Source organism: Ruegeria sp. SCP10 (genome assembly GCF_040329495.1).
Classification (GTDB): domain Bacteria; phylum Pseudomonadota; class Alphaproteobacteria; order Rhodobacterales; family Rhodobacteraceae; genus Ruegeria.
On the sequence record NZ_JBDZYF010000002.1, the window covers coordinates 419,607 to 432,301 of the forward strand.

Genomic DNA, 12,695 nt, shown 5'->3' on the forward strand with positions numbered 1-12,695 from the left:
GGGCAAGGGCTGGACCCTTTCCCCGTTTCCGCGCTACGCCTGTAGCCAAATTCCAGCCCAATGCGTGAGGAGGGGCAAATGCAGGGAAAAACAGTACTAATAACCGGCGCCAGCCGGGGCATCGGGGCCGAGGCAGGGCGCGTTTTTGCCGCAGCCGGGGCCAATGTGGCGCTGGTTGCGCGCAGTCGTGATCAGATTGATGCGCTGGCGGCTGCGCTGGGCGACAATGCGATTGCGTTGGCTTGCGATGTCAGCGATTTCGCACAGGTCGAGCAGGCGGTGGCTGATTGCGTCGCCCGTTTTGGCGGATTGGATGTGCTAATAGGTAATGCCGGGGTGATCGAGCCGATCTTTCATCTGGCCAATGCAGATGTCGAATCCTGGAGCCAGGCCATCGACATCAACCTTAAAGGCGTGTTCTACGGGATGCGCGCCGCCCTGCCAGTTATGCGTGCCGCGGGCGGAGGGACGATACTGACCGTCTCATCCGGCGCAGCGTCCAACCCGGTTGAGGCGTGGAGCCACTATTGTTCCTCCAAAGCCGGGGCAAAGATGCTGACCGAATGCCTGCATCTGGAAGAGGTGCATAACGGTATCCGCGCCATGGGTCTGTCTCCGGGCACGGTGGCCACGGATATGCAGCGTGTCATTAAGGCCAGCGGCATCAACCCGGTCAGCCAGTTGGACTGGGATGTTCATATCCCGGCGGACTGGCCTGCGCGGGCGCTGTTGTGGATGTGCTCGCCTGACGCGGATGAGTTTCTAGGGGCCGAGATTTCCCTGCGCCAGGATGACATCCGCCAAAGGATCGGCCTGACGTGATTGAACTGACGCAAGACGACGGGCTTTGGACCGTCACGATCAACAACCCCGGCAAGGCAAACGCCCTGACCGGGGCGATGCTGACCGAACTGGCCGAGATTGCAGAGGCGGCGACCGTGGCCAGCGCCCTGATCCTGACAGGTGCAGGCAAAGTGTTTAGTGCCGGTGCCGATCTGGACGAGGCGCGCGCCGGGCTGGCGACATCGGATGTCTGGGAACGCCTGTCGGGTGCCATTGCCGTCTTGCCCTGCCTGACGGTTGCCGCCCTGAACGGCACGCTGGCGGGTGGGGCGAACGGGATGGTGTTGGCCTGTGATCTGCGCATTGCAGTACCTTCCGCCAAGTTCTTCTATCCGGTGATGAAACTTGGCTTCTTGCCGCAACCGTCTGATCCGAAGCGCATGGCGGCCCTGATTGGCCCGGCGCGGACTAAACTGATCCTGATGTCTGGCCAGAAAATCTCGGCCGAGGAGGCCTATGCTTTTGGCCTCGTCGATCGCATCGTCGCACACGAAGACCTGATGCCCACAGCGCGCGAACTGGTTGCGGACAGTGTCGCTGCAAAGCCCGACATCGCGGCGGGTATTGCTGGGCTGTGCCGATGAGGCTGTCCGCACTGCGATTGCGCGTCGCTGACCCGGATCGTCTGGCCGGTTTTTATCGGGATGCGCTGGGCATGTCGGTGAGGGCCGAGGGGCAGAATCGCCGTGTTGGCTATGACGGGCAGGATGCGGACTTATTGCTGATGCCGGGCGGCGGTGGATACGCCCACGACCCTGGCCAGCGCTATTGGAAGATCGGGATCACTCTGCCGGATGTGGACATGGCGGTGGAAGCCTTGCGCCAACAGGATCACGCGGTCAGCGCGCCGCGCCAGTTTCTGGACATCGGTTATATGGCCCATCTAAGCGACCCTGAAGGGTTCGTGATCGAGCTGTTGCAGCATGATTTCGAAGGCAACCGGCCTGAAAACGCAGCCGATCTGGCGCGACCCTTTGCGCAAGCGCGGGTTGGTCAAATCACCCTGCGGACCGGTGACATCGCAGCGGAAGATGCAGTCTGTCGCGCCCAAGGTATGTCCCTTCTATCGATGCAGGAGGTCGCCCCGCACGGCTTCGATCTGCATTTCTATGCGTTCACGCATGACGTACCGCCTGATCCCGATCTTTGGGCGGTGTCGAACCGCGAATGGCTTTGGAAACGCCCTTACTCAACGCTGGAATTCCAGCACATTCCGGGTGCGCAATTTGCGCCTGTACCGGACTTTAAGGGGTTGGAGGTCGAAGGTTTGGCAGAGCCAATTCAGGATGCGTTTGGCGATCCCATCTTTCCAGTTTGATCATCGCCCTCTGCGCTTGCCCGGCACTTTCGATTGAAAGCCGGGTGGGCGTTTGCGGACCCAGTTCAGGAAGTTCTCAAGCCGTGGATGGGCGCGCAGGGTCTCGACCGTGTTGAAACTGCGCGCCAGTTCGGCCTCGGACAAGGTGGCGTGGACCTCTTTGTGGCAAATGTTGTGCAGCAGCACGGTGGGTCCGCCCTTGCCTCCTTTGAGTTTTGGGATCAGATGATGCAGGCTTCCGCTGCCCTCGGGGATCGGGCGGTCGCAAAGCGGGCAGATTTGATCGCTGTTCGTCATGATATGGAATGATGCGCCTGCGGGCGATGAAGGCAAGAGGGCTGCGATGGCGCAGGCAGTGGTGATCGGGGCAGGGCCCGCCGGATTGATGGCCGCAGAACAGCTGGCCCAAGCTGGTCACAGGGTTCTGGTGGCCGAGGCCAAGCCGTCTGCCGCGCGCAAGTTTCTGATGGCCGGAAAGTCGGGCCTGAACCTGACCAAGGATGAACCGTTCGAGTCGCTGCTCCAATCGTATGACGAAGCCGCTGACTGGCTCCGCCCGATGCTGGCGGAATTCGACGCGCAGGATGTGAAAAACTGGGCCCGAGAGCTGGGGCAGGAACTATTCACCGGCTCCACGGGGCGCGTGTTTCCGACGGTCATGAAAGCCTCTCCCTTGTTGCGCGCATGGATGGCGCGCATTTCAGAGGCGGGTGTTGAGATCAGAACCCGCTGGCGTTGGACTGGCTGGCGGGGCGAAGCGCTGAGTTTCGACACACCTAACGGGGGGCAGGCGATCAAGGCAGACGTGACGATTCTTGCGATGGGTGGGGCCAGTTGGGCGCGTTTGGGATCGGATGGCGCATGGGCGGACATCCTTTCCCAGAAAGGTGTAAATAGTGCCCCGTTTGCGCCCGCCAATGCCGGTTTTCTGGTCGATTGGTCAGATCACATGGCACCGCATTTCGGCGCGCCGATCAAAGGCGTGGCACTTCAGGCCGGATCGCTGCGCACGCGGGGCGAAGCCATGATCTCCGCCCGTGGTCTGGAAGGCGGCGGCATCTACACCATCTGCAAAGCCGTGCGGGAAGGGGCGGAGTTGACCCTTGACCTGATGCCCGATCTGTCGGCGGAGGATGTGGCGCAGCGCCTAAGCAAAACACGCGGCAAAGCCAGTCTATCCAACCATATTCGCAAGTCGCTCAAGCTGGGTCCGACCCGAACCGCTTTGCTGACCGAGTTTGGTCGCCCTCTTCCCTCCGAGCCCGAGGCGTTGGCCAAGGTGATCAAGGCGTTGCCCATCCGTCACTCTGGATTGCGCCCGATAGACGAAGCAATCTCGACCGCAGGGGGTGTTTCACGCGATGCAGTGAATGATGGCCTGATGCTGACCAACCTTCCGGGTGTGTTCTGCGCGGGCGAGATGCTGGATTGGGAAGCCCCGACAGGGGGCTATCTGCTCACGGCGTGTTTCGCCACCGGGCGCTGGGCCGGTCGATCAGCCGCTGACTGGTTGCAAACTAGCTAAGTTCGGCCAGTTTCTTATAGGCAGGCCGGTTCCGCATTTCTTTGCCATAGGTTTTCAGTACATCTGAGTTCAAAGGGAAGCCGGCGCCTTTGGCCCAGCTCATGCAATGGACCAAAAGGATATCGGCAATTGTCATTTGATCACCCAGCAGGAACGGACCTTGAAACCGGCGTTCTAGCCGCTGGAAGTTATTGTCGAATTCCCATTTGGCCGACTCACTGATGCCGGGTGCGCGTTTGTCTTCGGGCAAAATGAAGCCATGTCGTGCGGCGACCCATAGAACGGCGTCCAACTCGTCAAGAATTGCATGAAAAAGCGAATCTTGAATGGCGCGGTCATAGCTGCCTGCCGGATAGGTGAAAGCGCCATGTTTATCAGCCAGATAGGTCATGATCGCGGAGCTGTCCGAGATCAACTGGCCACCATCCTCGAGTACAGGGATCTTGCCAGTGTGGTTCAACGCAACGACCTGGGGGTCGCGTGGTCCGACTTTTATCAGCTCATAGGGCTGACCCAACTCCTCAAGCAGCCAGATGACACGCGCTGCGCGGCTTCGAACGCTCCCATAGACTTTGTACATGCTATCCTCCTGCCAAATGTTTGCCCGAATGTGACCCGGATCGCGCGTACGTCAAGACATACGCGGGGTCAGCGCGACCGCGCCAGCATCGCCAATCGGATCATTGCGCGTTCGACCAATGCCATCGCGGGGGCGGTTTGGCCGGCAGATCGCAGGGACAGGTCGGTATCTGTCAGCACCGTCAGTGCCGTTTGTAGTTTTGGCGCGCCCCATCCCTGCGCCTGACGCAGAATGCGGTCGCGCCGTTTGCCATAGACCGGAGGCCGCAGCTTGCCGATGCCTTGCGCCGCGCCGCCAGGATCCGAGGCGCAGGCATAAAGTGTTCGAAAATGCCGGGTCGCACCGATGCACAGCGTTACCCCATTGGTGCCTTGTGCCTGCAACCGCCGGATCAGCGGCCCGATTTCTCCGGCGCGTCCTTCGGCAACAACGTTCAGGACATCATCCAACGCCGCCTCGGTCGAGCGGGGCGCGCAGGCTTCTATGTCATCCATGCTCAGCTCGGTATCATCGCCGCGTTTGTAAAGTGACAGCTTTTCAATTGTTTGGGCGAAGTCACCTGGGCTGAGGCTGACGGCCAGTTCGCTGAGTGCTGACATCTGATCGCGCGGGATGTTGCGTAGTCCGGCTTGGTTCAGAACCCGCTCGACCTCGGCTCGTGAAGGGGGATCATCGTAGATGCCAACCGCGTAGGCCTGCGGATGCGCCTCAAAGGCCTTGCGGATTTTCGAGTTGGGTTTCAGCTGACCTGCGGTAACGATGATCTGCGCATCACCGGGCACCCAATCTTCAAGCGCCGCCAAAATCGACGGCGCGGCGGTATCGGTGGTCTCTTCCACAAATACCGCGCGTGGGCCCGGAAAGAAGCCCACTGCCTTGACCGCATCCAGCAACAGCGCAGGATCGCCGCGCAGGTCGCTGCCCGGCATCCGGGTCAGACGCATTTCCTCTTCGGCATTTGCCCCAAGCAGGGCCGCCAGTACCTGCTGGCGCTTCAGCGCCACCCGCATGGCATCGGCACCGTAGATCAGCAGCCCGGTTTTGTCCGCATCGGGCTTGGCAAAATAGCCATCCGCCTCGCGCGGGCTCAGCTTCATGCGGTCAGGTCCGGCGTGGCATAAAGGCGATTGACGATCTGATCCGACAGAATCGACATCAGTCGCCGTTTCGCGTCTCGCTCATCCGCCAGTGTGGAAACGGTCGAACCTGCAGCTGAATACCCTACAAAATCGGTCACGGTGCCAGACGCCATGATCTGACCTGTTTCGTTGGATCGAAGCGAAAACTCTGCCCGGCCGTTGATGGTATAGCGGTTGGTTTCGTTGGTTGTCGTGATCGCGGCGGCTTGAATGTCAGTCGCAACCTGGACGTTCAGCTTGTAGTCCTTGCCGGATGTGGCGCTGCGGCCCAGTTTTTGTTCAAGGTTTTCAACCAGAAGAAAACTATCAACCGTATTCGGGGCCGACAGTTCGACCCGGCCAAACAGCTCGGAACCAGACCCACCTGGGGCGTAAACAGGTTCAAATCCGCAGGCAGACCCGGCAAGGCACGCTGCCAGTGGCATCAGTAGAACTTTTCTGCGATCAAACGACGACATTCACGATCCGACCCGGAACAACGATGATTTTCTTCGGTGCGGCACCATCCAGCGCCTTTTCGACAGCTTCGGTGCTAAGCGCGATTTTTTCAACCTCGTCCTTGGGCATATCCTTCGGAACGCTGATTTCCGCGCGGCGCTTGCCGTTGATTTGAATGGGCAAGGTAACGGTATCATCCACCAGCATCGCCTCATCCGCCTCTGGCCATGAGGCAGTTGCTACCAGCCCTTCACCTCCCAACAGTTGCCAGAGCTCCTCGGACAGGTGCGGCGTCATCGGCGACATCAACTGCGCCAATATCTTCGCTGCCTGGCGCTTCGCATCTGACCCTGCTTTGGATTTGGCAAGCGTATTGGTGAACGCATAAAGCTTAGCGATAGAGGCGTTGAAGCCAAAGGATTCGACGCCGCCAGACACATCATGGATCGCTTTGTGCATTTCGCGCAGAAGGGTCACATCCTCGTCATTAGCCGGGATATCCGACGCTGCGATCTCAGACGCAATGCGGTGCACGCGGCTGAGGTGCTTAAAGGCGGCCTCGGCCCCGGATGCGGTCCATTCCACGTCCCGTTCAGGCGGAGAATCGGACAGAACAAACCAGCGCGCAGTGTCCGCGCCAAAGGCTGAGATAATGCTGACCGGGTCCACCACGTTCTTCTTGGATTTCGACATTTTGGCCGAGGGGATGATCTCGACCTCGGTGCCGTCAGCCAGTTTCCCGTCAGTCACATCTTCAGGCAGGTGATAGACCGGACGACCTTTGGCGTCGCGGGTCTGGTAAATTTCGTGCGTCACCATGCCTTGAGTGAACAGCGCATCGAACGGCTCAATAGCCTTTTTCGGCAGATGTCCAGTGATCTGCATCGCCCGCGCAAAGAAACGGGAATAGAGCAGATGCAGAATCGCATGCTCAATCCCGCCAATATATTGGTCGACATTCATCCAGTACTCGGCCTCGGCCAAATCTGTGGGCGTTTCGGCATGCGGGGCTGTGAAACGGGCATAGTACCAGGACGAATCGACAAACGTGTCCATCGTGTCGGTTTCGCGCTTGGCTGGAGCGCCGCAGGCAGGGCACGGGGTGTCGCGCCAGTTGGGGTGGCGGTCCAGCGGGTTGCCGGGGATCGAAAAGTCGATGGGTTTGCCGTTGCCATCATCATAAGGCAGTTCGATCGGCAGGTTCTCTTTCTTCTCGGGAACTGTGCCGCATTTCTCGCAATGAACCACGGGAATCGGGCAGCCCCAATAGCGTTGACGGCTGAGGCCCCAGTCACGCAGGCGGTACTTGACTTGCGCTTTGCCCAAATTCTGCTGTTCGAACCAGTCGATTGTTTTGTCGATCCCGTCCTGGCTGGTGGTTTCGCCCAGACCGGCAAAGTGTTCAATATAGACGACTTTCTCGGATTTCTGGGGCACCAGCGCCTCGGTTTCGATCTCGGATTCATCACCTGGCATATGGAACGCAGGCACAACGGGAAGCTGGTACTTGCGGGCAAAATCCAAGTCACGCTGGTCGTGCGCTGGACAGGCGTAAACCGCGCCCGTGCCATAGTCCATCATGACAAAGTTGCCGATCCAAACCGGAAGTTCCTGATCCGGCCAGACGGGATGACGCACTGAGATACCGGTATCGATGCCCTTTTTCTCGGCCTTTTCCATGGCCGCTTCGGTGGTGTCCATCTTGCGGCATTCTGTGATGAATTCAGCAGCTTCGGGGCTGTTTTCTGCCAGTTGGCGCGACAAAGGATGCTCCGGCGAGACTGCAATGAAACTTGCACCACGCAGCGTATCTGGACGGGTCGAGTAGCAAATGATGGGCTCACCGCCATCCGTGCGCTCAAACGGGATTTCGATGCCGCGCGACTTGCCGATCCAGTTTTCCTGCATCAGGCGGACCTTGGCGGGCCAGTTATCGAGGGTATCCAGCGCTTCAAGCAATTCTTCGGAATAGTCACTGATCTTGAAGAACCACTGGGTCAGCTCTCGCCGTTCCACCAATGCGCCCGAACGCCAGCCGCGCCCGTTTTCCACCTGTTCATTGGCCAAAACGGTCATGTCGACCGGGTCCCAGTTCACGACGGCGTTCTTGCGATAGACCAGCCCGGCTTCAAGCATATCCAAGAATAAGGCCTGCTGCTGACCGTAGTATTCGGGGTCACAGGTGGCGAATTCTCGGGACCAGTCGATGGACAGGCCCAGAGGTTTCATCTGCCCGCGCATGTCGGCGATGTTGCTGTATGTCCAATCTTTCGGGTGGCCGCCGATTGCCATTGCCGCGTTTTCGGCAGGCATCCCGAATGCGTCCCAACCCATTGGATGCAATACGTTATGGCCGGTTGCCAGCTTGTGCCGTGCGATCACATCGCCCATCGTATAGTTGCGCACATGACCCATGTGAATGCGCCCGGACGGGTAAGGAAACATCTCAAGCACATAGTATTTCGGCTTGTCTGCCTTGCTGCTTGCCGTGAAAATCCCGGCCTTGTCCCAGGCCTCTTGCCATTTTGCTTCGATTTCGTTGGCCGAATAGCGCGACATCATGCGGTCCTTCGTGAATGAAAACGCCGGGTCAGAACCCGGCGTGGTATTAGAGTGTATTTCGTCGGGTTGCTAGAACTTACTGTCTGCAATGCGCAGCTGACGGGCGCGGGATAGGATCGCATCCTCGACCGCGCGCGCGGTCGCATCGCTGACAGGCGCGCCGCCGCTGCTTTGCAAGGCGACCGACAAAGACCGCGCAGCAAGGGCCGGGTCGCTGATATGTACGGTCGCCCGATAGGAGCGTCCTCCACCCGGAGGGGTGCCATATCCCGTCACGATCACGCCGGTGAAGGGATCAACCTCCTGAACCGGCAGAAAGCTGAGAACATCCAGAGAAGCAGACCAAAGATAGCGGTTCACATTGGTCGTCTGCTCGGCGGTGCCGCGATCAAACACATCCCAGATCGATGTGCGCTCAGGATCGTTCAGCTCGCGCTCGGACGACCGGCTGCTGTCGGTGTTGCTATAAGCCGGGTTAGGCGCCGCGCCTCGATTCGGGCCGCAGGCCGAAACGGCGGCAATTGTTGCAATCAAACCCAAAATCGTAGGCACACGCATCGTAAGCAGGTCCTGTTTTCACTCGCTGTCATTGTCAGGGGATACTCCTAACTAAGGTCCCTGTGTGCAACAACCCTATTCTTTAGTATTTATTGAGGGTGCCGCTGCGCGGCGGGGCGAGGAGATGACTGTGGCATCCTTGCACCAATATTTTGCCAATGACAGCGCGTTGATTAGGCCAAGCTTGCGTAAAGGGGGCAAAAAGAGCGAAACGATGTCCGTGCTGAGACATGTGCTAGGCATGTGTCGAGTAGATAAATCTTTGAAACCGAGGGAAACAAGATGAAAAAAGTTCTCTTTGCAACGACGGCGCTGATCGCGACCGCAGGCGTTGCAGCAGCTGAAGTTAAGTTCAGCGGCTATGGTCGCTTTGGTATTGGTTATATCGAAGATCGTTCGACCAACGACAATGTAAGCGATACCGCATTGGTTTCTCGCTTCCGTCTGAACATCGACGGCATCACTGAAACTGACGGTGGCGTCCGCTTCGAGGGCCGCGTTCGCCTGCAGGCTGATGACGATGCTAGCACTGGTGAAGCAGGGTCTGCTGGTTTGAACGGTGCCCGCTTCTCGGTCATCTTCGGCGGTCTGCGTGTTGACGCGGGCAACGTAGCTGGCGCGTTCGACAACCTGGCAAACTACTACGGTAACGAGCCTGGCCTGGAAAACTTCATCGGTCAGTATTCCGGTGTTGACTATGAATTCCTAGCCTACAGCTCGACCGGCTCCGGTGCCAACGCCGTGTTCTTCCAGTATGCGGTTGGTGACTTTGCGTTTGGCGCGTCTTATGACCAGAACACCACAAACAACGGCAACACTGCTTTGGGCGGTGCTGACCAGTGGGACATCAGCGCGACCTACACCTTTAACAACATCACCGCCGCATTGGCCTACGGTCAAACCGACGGTCCTGCCGGTGCTGATGATCCAAGCCTGGTTGTGCTGACCCTGGGTGCAGAATTCGGTGATTTCTCGGGTACGTTGTTCGTTGGTCGCGATAGCGACACGCCGCTTAACGACGCTGGTGAAGAAACCGATGGCACCAACTATGGTATTTCGGCGGCCTACAACGTTGGTTCCGCTCTGACCCTGACCGCCGCTTACGGTGACGGTTCGGCAGATGGTGACACCCAGCAGTACGGTATCGGCGCGATCTATGATCTGGGCGGTGGTGCATCGCTGCGCGGTGGTATCGGTCGCTCCAAAGTTGGTAGCGCAGACGGTACAACCCGTGCCGACTTCGGTGCTCAGTTCAACTTCTAAGTTGATCTGAAACCACAAGGTATTAGGGCGGGTTTTCGGACCCGCCCTTTTCTTTTGCCGTCACATGGTGTTCTGTCGCCTCAGAAAGCAGATTCAAGGAACACTATGTCGCTGCAAGACATCACCACCCGCATCGCCAGTGCCGAAGCCAAAGCTGGGCGCGATCCGGGGTCGGTCAAGCTGATCGCTGTTTCCAAGGTGCAGCCGAATGAGCGGGTGCAGGCTGTACTGGAGCAGGGCCATCGTTGCTTCGGTGAGAACCGGGTGCAGGAGGCGGCGGGCAAGTGGCCGATGTTCAAGGAACAATTCGAAGGAATTGATCTGCACCTCATCGGCCCGCTGCAAACCAACAAGGCACGTCAGGCGATGGAGTTATGCAACGCCATCCATTCGGTTGATCGCCCGAAGCTGGCCAAGACCCTGGCCCGACTGGCACAAGAGATCGGAAGCTGCCCCGCGCTTTTCATTCAAGTCAATACAGGTGAAGAAGAGCAAAAGGCGGGGATTTTGCCGTTAGAGGCGGATAGTTTTGTAGCCGAATGCCGTGCGCTTGATCTACCTATCCAAGGCCTGATGTGTATTCCGCCAATCGAAGAAGAACCCGCACTACATTTTGCTCTTCTGGCCAAAATCGCAAAGCGAAATGGTTTGACGGGCCTGTCGATGGGGATGAGCGGTGATTTTGAACAGGCCATCGCACTAGGTGCCACCCACATACGCGTTGGTTCGGCCATCTTCGGCGAGCGCGTCAAACCTCAGGGATGATCAAACGCGTGCCGGGTATGATATGGCGGGCAATCCAGTGCAGGTGATCACGCCGAAAGGCAATGCACCCTTCAGTCGGATACCCGGGCCTGCGCCATTGATGAATAAAAATGGCTGACCCGGAACCCGGCACCGCATTGGGCCAGTTCCAGTTGGTGATCAAAACCAGATCATACAGCGGATCCGCGCGGCGCAGTCTCTCATGACTACACTCATAAGGTGCTGTGACCAAAGAGTTATATTTATCATCCGACATATCATCTGACCACAGATCCCAAGGGCCAATGGGCTGGGCCCATCCGGCAGGCGGTGAGATGCGATCAGGGCGATAAAGCATTCCTACGATTCGATGGGTTCCGGTTGGCGTCGCGCCGTCGCCTTCGCGCTTTGCGTTGCTGAGCCCTCCTTTCCCGATGGAACAGGGAAACACGCGCCCCATGAACCGGGCCCCGCGCGGGGTTAGGACCAGATCACCAGGTGTCACAGCAGATGCCCGGACTTCGCGGCCTTGGTGGCCAGATAGCCTCGGTTATGTGCAGTTTCACCGACCTTCAGCGGGACTCGCTCGGTTACAGCGATGCCGGTTTTTTCCATCATAGCGATCTTGGCAGGGTTGTTTGTCAACAGTCGAACCGAGCTGAAACCCAGCGATTTCAGGATGTCCGAGCCCAGCCGGAAATCGCGCTCGTCATCCTCAAAGCCCAATCGGTGATTGGCTTCAACCGTGTCAAACCCCTGATCCTGAAGGAAATAGGCGCGCATCTTGTTGGCCAGCCCAATCCCGCGACCTTCCTGATTCAGGTAGAGCAATACGCCCGCGCCTTCATCCCCCATTTGCGCCAGAGCTCCACGTAGTTGAGGCCCACAATCACATTTAAGGCTGCCCATCAGGTCACCCGTGAAGCAGGCTGAATGCAGGCGGGCAAGGACCGGCTTGCTGCGATCCGGGCGTCCAATTTCGACGGCGTAATGTTCTTCGCCCCCGTCTTCAGGACGGAAAACATGCAACCGCCCGGCTTCGGACACCTCCATCGGCAGGCGCGCGGCGACGATTTCGTGCAAAGCGCTGCGTTCTGCCAAATGCGGCGCGGCGCGCGCGTGATCGATGCAAGTCAGCCCGCGCTCAGCCGCGAAGGACCGGCCGTTTTCGACAGAAACGACCACCGCAGCGGGCAACAGACGCGCCGATTTGGCCAGAGCGATGGCAATGCGATGCAGATTGGCGCTGCCCTGCCGCTCGGTCATCAGCGGGCCTTTCATCGGCGCGTTGAGGTCGTCCGATGGGTCGGCAACGGCTTGCACCCAACTGATATCTGCGTCCGCAGGAACAAGAACCCGCGCCAGATCGCCGTCATAGGCGCGCGCCTTCAGCGTCTCGGCACGCCGCCCGGTGATCGCAACAACAGGCGTGCCGCCAAGCTTGCGCAAATCGGCCAGCCGTTGGGGGCTGAGCGTCTCGGTCGATGCGGCCAACACGCAAAACCCGCTATCATCGGTCAGTGCCACCGGCACGCCCATGCGCAAATCGGCCCGTGCGCGGGCCAGCAATTCGGTCATATCAGGGCTAAGACTCATCGATGATACCTTACAATATCCGGCGAATTACTATCGGTTTCACCCGAAAAAGTGAAACATTTCCGCTGCGTCCGACACGAAGGCGTGAGACGATTGCAGCAAAGCTTGCTGATTGCATATTCCAAACGC

The 12,695-nt window shown here is 58.8% G+C and carries 14 protein-coding genes; 6 read left to right on the plus strand and 8 right to left on the minus strand.

Annotation, left to right across the window (positions count from 1 at the left end; all coding sequences use genetic code 11):
* The first annotated feature begins 78 nt into the window (after window positions 1–78).
* Genes ABLN87_RS08455 through ABLN87_RS08465 form a run of 3 tightly spaced genes read left to right on the plus strand, consistent with a single transcriptional unit; the run spans window position 79 to window position 2,161 of the window.
* The gene (locus tag ABLN87_RS08455) at window positions 79–822 is read left to right on the plus strand and encodes an SDR family oxidoreductase (RefSeq protein WP_353009004.1); all 744 of its coding nucleotides are present in this window, start codon (window positions 79–81) and stop codon (window positions 820–822) included.
* Window positions 819–1,427, plus strand: coding sequence for an enoyl-CoA hydratase/isomerase family protein (locus tag ABLN87_RS08460; RefSeq protein WP_353009007.1), 609 nt, complete (start codon window positions 819–821; stop codon window positions 1,425–1,427). Before ABLN87_RS08455 ends, ABLN87_RS08460 begins: the two co-directional genes overlap by 4 nt.
* Window positions 1,424–2,161 carry a VOC family protein gene (locus ABLN87_RS08465; protein WP_353009010.1) on the plus strand — a complete coding sequence of 246 codons (738 nt, stop codon included), beginning with the start codon at window positions 1,424–1,426 and terminating at the stop codon, window positions 2,159–2,161. Before ABLN87_RS08460 ends, ABLN87_RS08465 begins: the two co-directional genes overlap by 4 nt.
* On the opposite strand, the gene ABLN87_RS08470 is transcribed toward ABLN87_RS08465, so the two are convergent.
* A complete protein-coding gene (locus ABLN87_RS08470; RefSeq protein WP_353009011.1) occupies window positions 2,162–2,458 on the minus strand; it encodes an HNH endonuclease in 297 nt (98 codons plus the stop codon).
* Window positions 2,459–2,504: 46 nt separating this feature from the next.
* On the opposite strand from ABLN87_RS08470, the gene ABLN87_RS08475 reads away from it, so the two are divergent.
* Window positions 2,505–3,686, plus strand: a complete 1,182-nt coding sequence (locus tag ABLN87_RS08475; RefSeq protein WP_353009013.1) for a TIGR03862 family flavoprotein — start codon at window positions 2,505–2,507, stop codon at window positions 3,684–3,686.
* Here the strand turns inward: ABLN87_RS08475 and ABLN87_RS08480 are convergent.
* The 5 genes from ABLN87_RS08480 to ABLN87_RS08500 form a co-directional block, all read right to left on the minus strand.
* Window positions 3,679–4,266, minus strand: coding sequence for a glutathione S-transferase family protein (locus ABLN87_RS08480; protein ID WP_353009015.1), 588 nt, complete (start codon window positions 4,264–4,266; stop codon window positions 3,679–3,681). The two genes, ABLN87_RS08475 and ABLN87_RS08480, sit on opposite strands and share 8 nt — an antisense overlap.
* 68 nt (window positions 4,267–4,334) lie before the next feature.
* A complete protein-coding gene (gene holA, locus ABLN87_RS08485; RefSeq protein WP_353009017.1) occupies window positions 4,335–5,363 on the minus strand; it encodes a DNA polymerase III subunit delta in 1,029 nt (342 codons plus the stop codon).
* The gene (gene lptE, locus ABLN87_RS08490) at window positions 5,360–5,863 is read right to left on the minus strand and encodes an LPS assembly lipoprotein LptE (RefSeq protein WP_417750388.1); all 504 of its coding nucleotides are present in this window, start codon (window positions 5,861–5,863) and stop codon (window positions 5,360–5,362) included. Before lptE ends, holA begins: the two co-directional genes overlap by 4 nt.
* Complete coding sequence (leuS, locus tag ABLN87_RS08495) at window positions 5,850–8,402, minus strand: leucine--tRNA ligase (RefSeq protein WP_353009022.1); 2,553 nt, start codon at window positions 8,400–8,402, stop codon at window positions 5,850–5,852. The genes lptE and leuS overlap by 14 nt, the downstream gene beginning before the upstream one ends.
* 72 nt (window positions 8,403–8,474) lie before the next feature.
* Window positions 8,475–8,963 (minus strand): DUF3576 domain-containing protein, encoded by a 489-nt coding sequence (locus ABLN87_RS08500; RefSeq protein ID WP_353009023.1) that lies wholly within the window; start codon window positions 8,961–8,963, stop codon window positions 8,475–8,477.
* Between the two features lie 282 nt (window positions 8,964–9,245).
* On the opposite strand from ABLN87_RS08500, the gene ABLN87_RS08505 reads away from it, so the two are divergent.
* Both ABLN87_RS08505 and ABLN87_RS08510 read left to right on the plus strand, forming a co-directional pair.
* A complete protein-coding gene (locus ABLN87_RS08505; protein WP_353009025.1) occupies window positions 9,246–10,226 on the plus strand; it encodes a porin in 981 nt (326 codons plus the stop codon).
* A gap of 105 nt (window positions 10,227–10,331) precedes the next feature.
* Window positions 10,332–10,991 (plus strand): YggS family pyridoxal phosphate-dependent enzyme, encoded by a 660-nt coding sequence (locus tag ABLN87_RS08510; RefSeq protein ID WP_353009027.1) that lies wholly within the window; start codon window positions 10,332–10,334, stop codon window positions 10,989–10,991.
* Here the strand turns inward: ABLN87_RS08510 and ABLN87_RS08515 are convergent.
* Complete coding sequence (locus ABLN87_RS08515) at window positions 10,975–11,475, minus strand: L,D-transpeptidase family protein (RefSeq protein ID WP_353009029.1); 501 nt, start codon at window positions 11,473–11,475, stop codon at window positions 10,975–10,977. The genes ABLN87_RS08510 and ABLN87_RS08515 overlap by 17 nt on opposite strands.
* Window positions 11,472–12,566: a GTP cyclohydrolase II gene (ribA, locus tag ABLN87_RS08520; RefSeq protein ID WP_353009030.1), complete on the minus strand. Its 1,095-nt coding sequence runs from the start codon at window positions 12,564–12,566 to the stop codon at window positions 11,472–11,474. The genes ABLN87_RS08515 and ribA overlap by 4 nt, the downstream gene beginning before the upstream one ends.
* Between the last annotated feature and the right edge of the window lie 129 nt (window positions 12,567–12,695).

What these genes read in the sequence shown, in the direction of transcription:
- ABLN87_RS08455 (WP_353009004.1), top strand. Translation starts at nt 79, where the DNA reads ATGCAGGGAAAAACAGTACTAATAACCGGCGCCAGCCGGGGCATCGGG.
- ABLN87_RS08465 (WP_353009010.1), top strand. Translation starts at nt 1,424, where the DNA reads ATGAGGCTGTCCGCACTGCGATTGCGCGTCGCTGACCCGGATCGTCTG.
- ABLN87_RS08470 (WP_353009011.1), bottom strand. Translation starts at nt 2,458, where the DNA reads ATGACGAACAGCGATCAAATCTGCCCGCTTTGCGACCGCCCGATCCCC.
- ABLN87_RS08475 (WP_353009013.1), top strand. Translation starts at nt 2,505, where the DNA reads ATGGCGCAGGCAGTGGTGATCGGGGCAGGGCCCGCCGGATTGATGGCC.
- ABLN87_RS08480 (WP_353009015.1), bottom strand. Translation starts at nt 4,266, where the DNA reads ATGTACAAAGTCTATGGGAGCGTTCGAAGCCGCGCAGCGCGTGTCATC.
- holA (WP_353009017.1), bottom strand. Translation starts at nt 5,363, where the DNA reads ATGAAGCTGAGCCCGCGCGAGGCGGATGGCTATTTTGCCAAGCCCGAT.
- lptE (WP_417750388.1), bottom strand. Translation starts at nt 5,863, where the DNA reads ATGTCGTCGTTTGATCGCAGAAAAGTTCTACTGATGCCACTGGCAGCG.
- leuS (WP_353009022.1), bottom strand. Translation starts at nt 8,402, where the DNA reads ATGTCGCGCTATTCGGCCAACGAAATCGAAGCAAAATGGCAAGAGGCC.
- ABLN87_RS08500 (WP_353009023.1), bottom strand. Translation starts at nt 8,963, where the DNA reads ATGCGTGTGCCTACGATTTTGGGTTTGATTGCAACAATTGCCGCCGTT.
- ABLN87_RS08505 (WP_353009025.1), top strand. Translation starts at nt 9,246, where the DNA reads ATGAAAAAAGTTCTCTTTGCAACGACGGCGCTGATCGCGACCGCAGGC.
- ABLN87_RS08510 (WP_353009027.1), top strand. Translation starts at nt 10,332, where the DNA reads ATGTCGCTGCAAGACATCACCACCCGCATCGCCAGTGCCGAAGCCAAA.
- ribA (WP_353009030.1), bottom strand. Translation starts at nt 12,566, where the DNA reads ATGAGTCTTAGCCCTGATATGACCGAATTGCTGGCCCGCGCACGGGCC.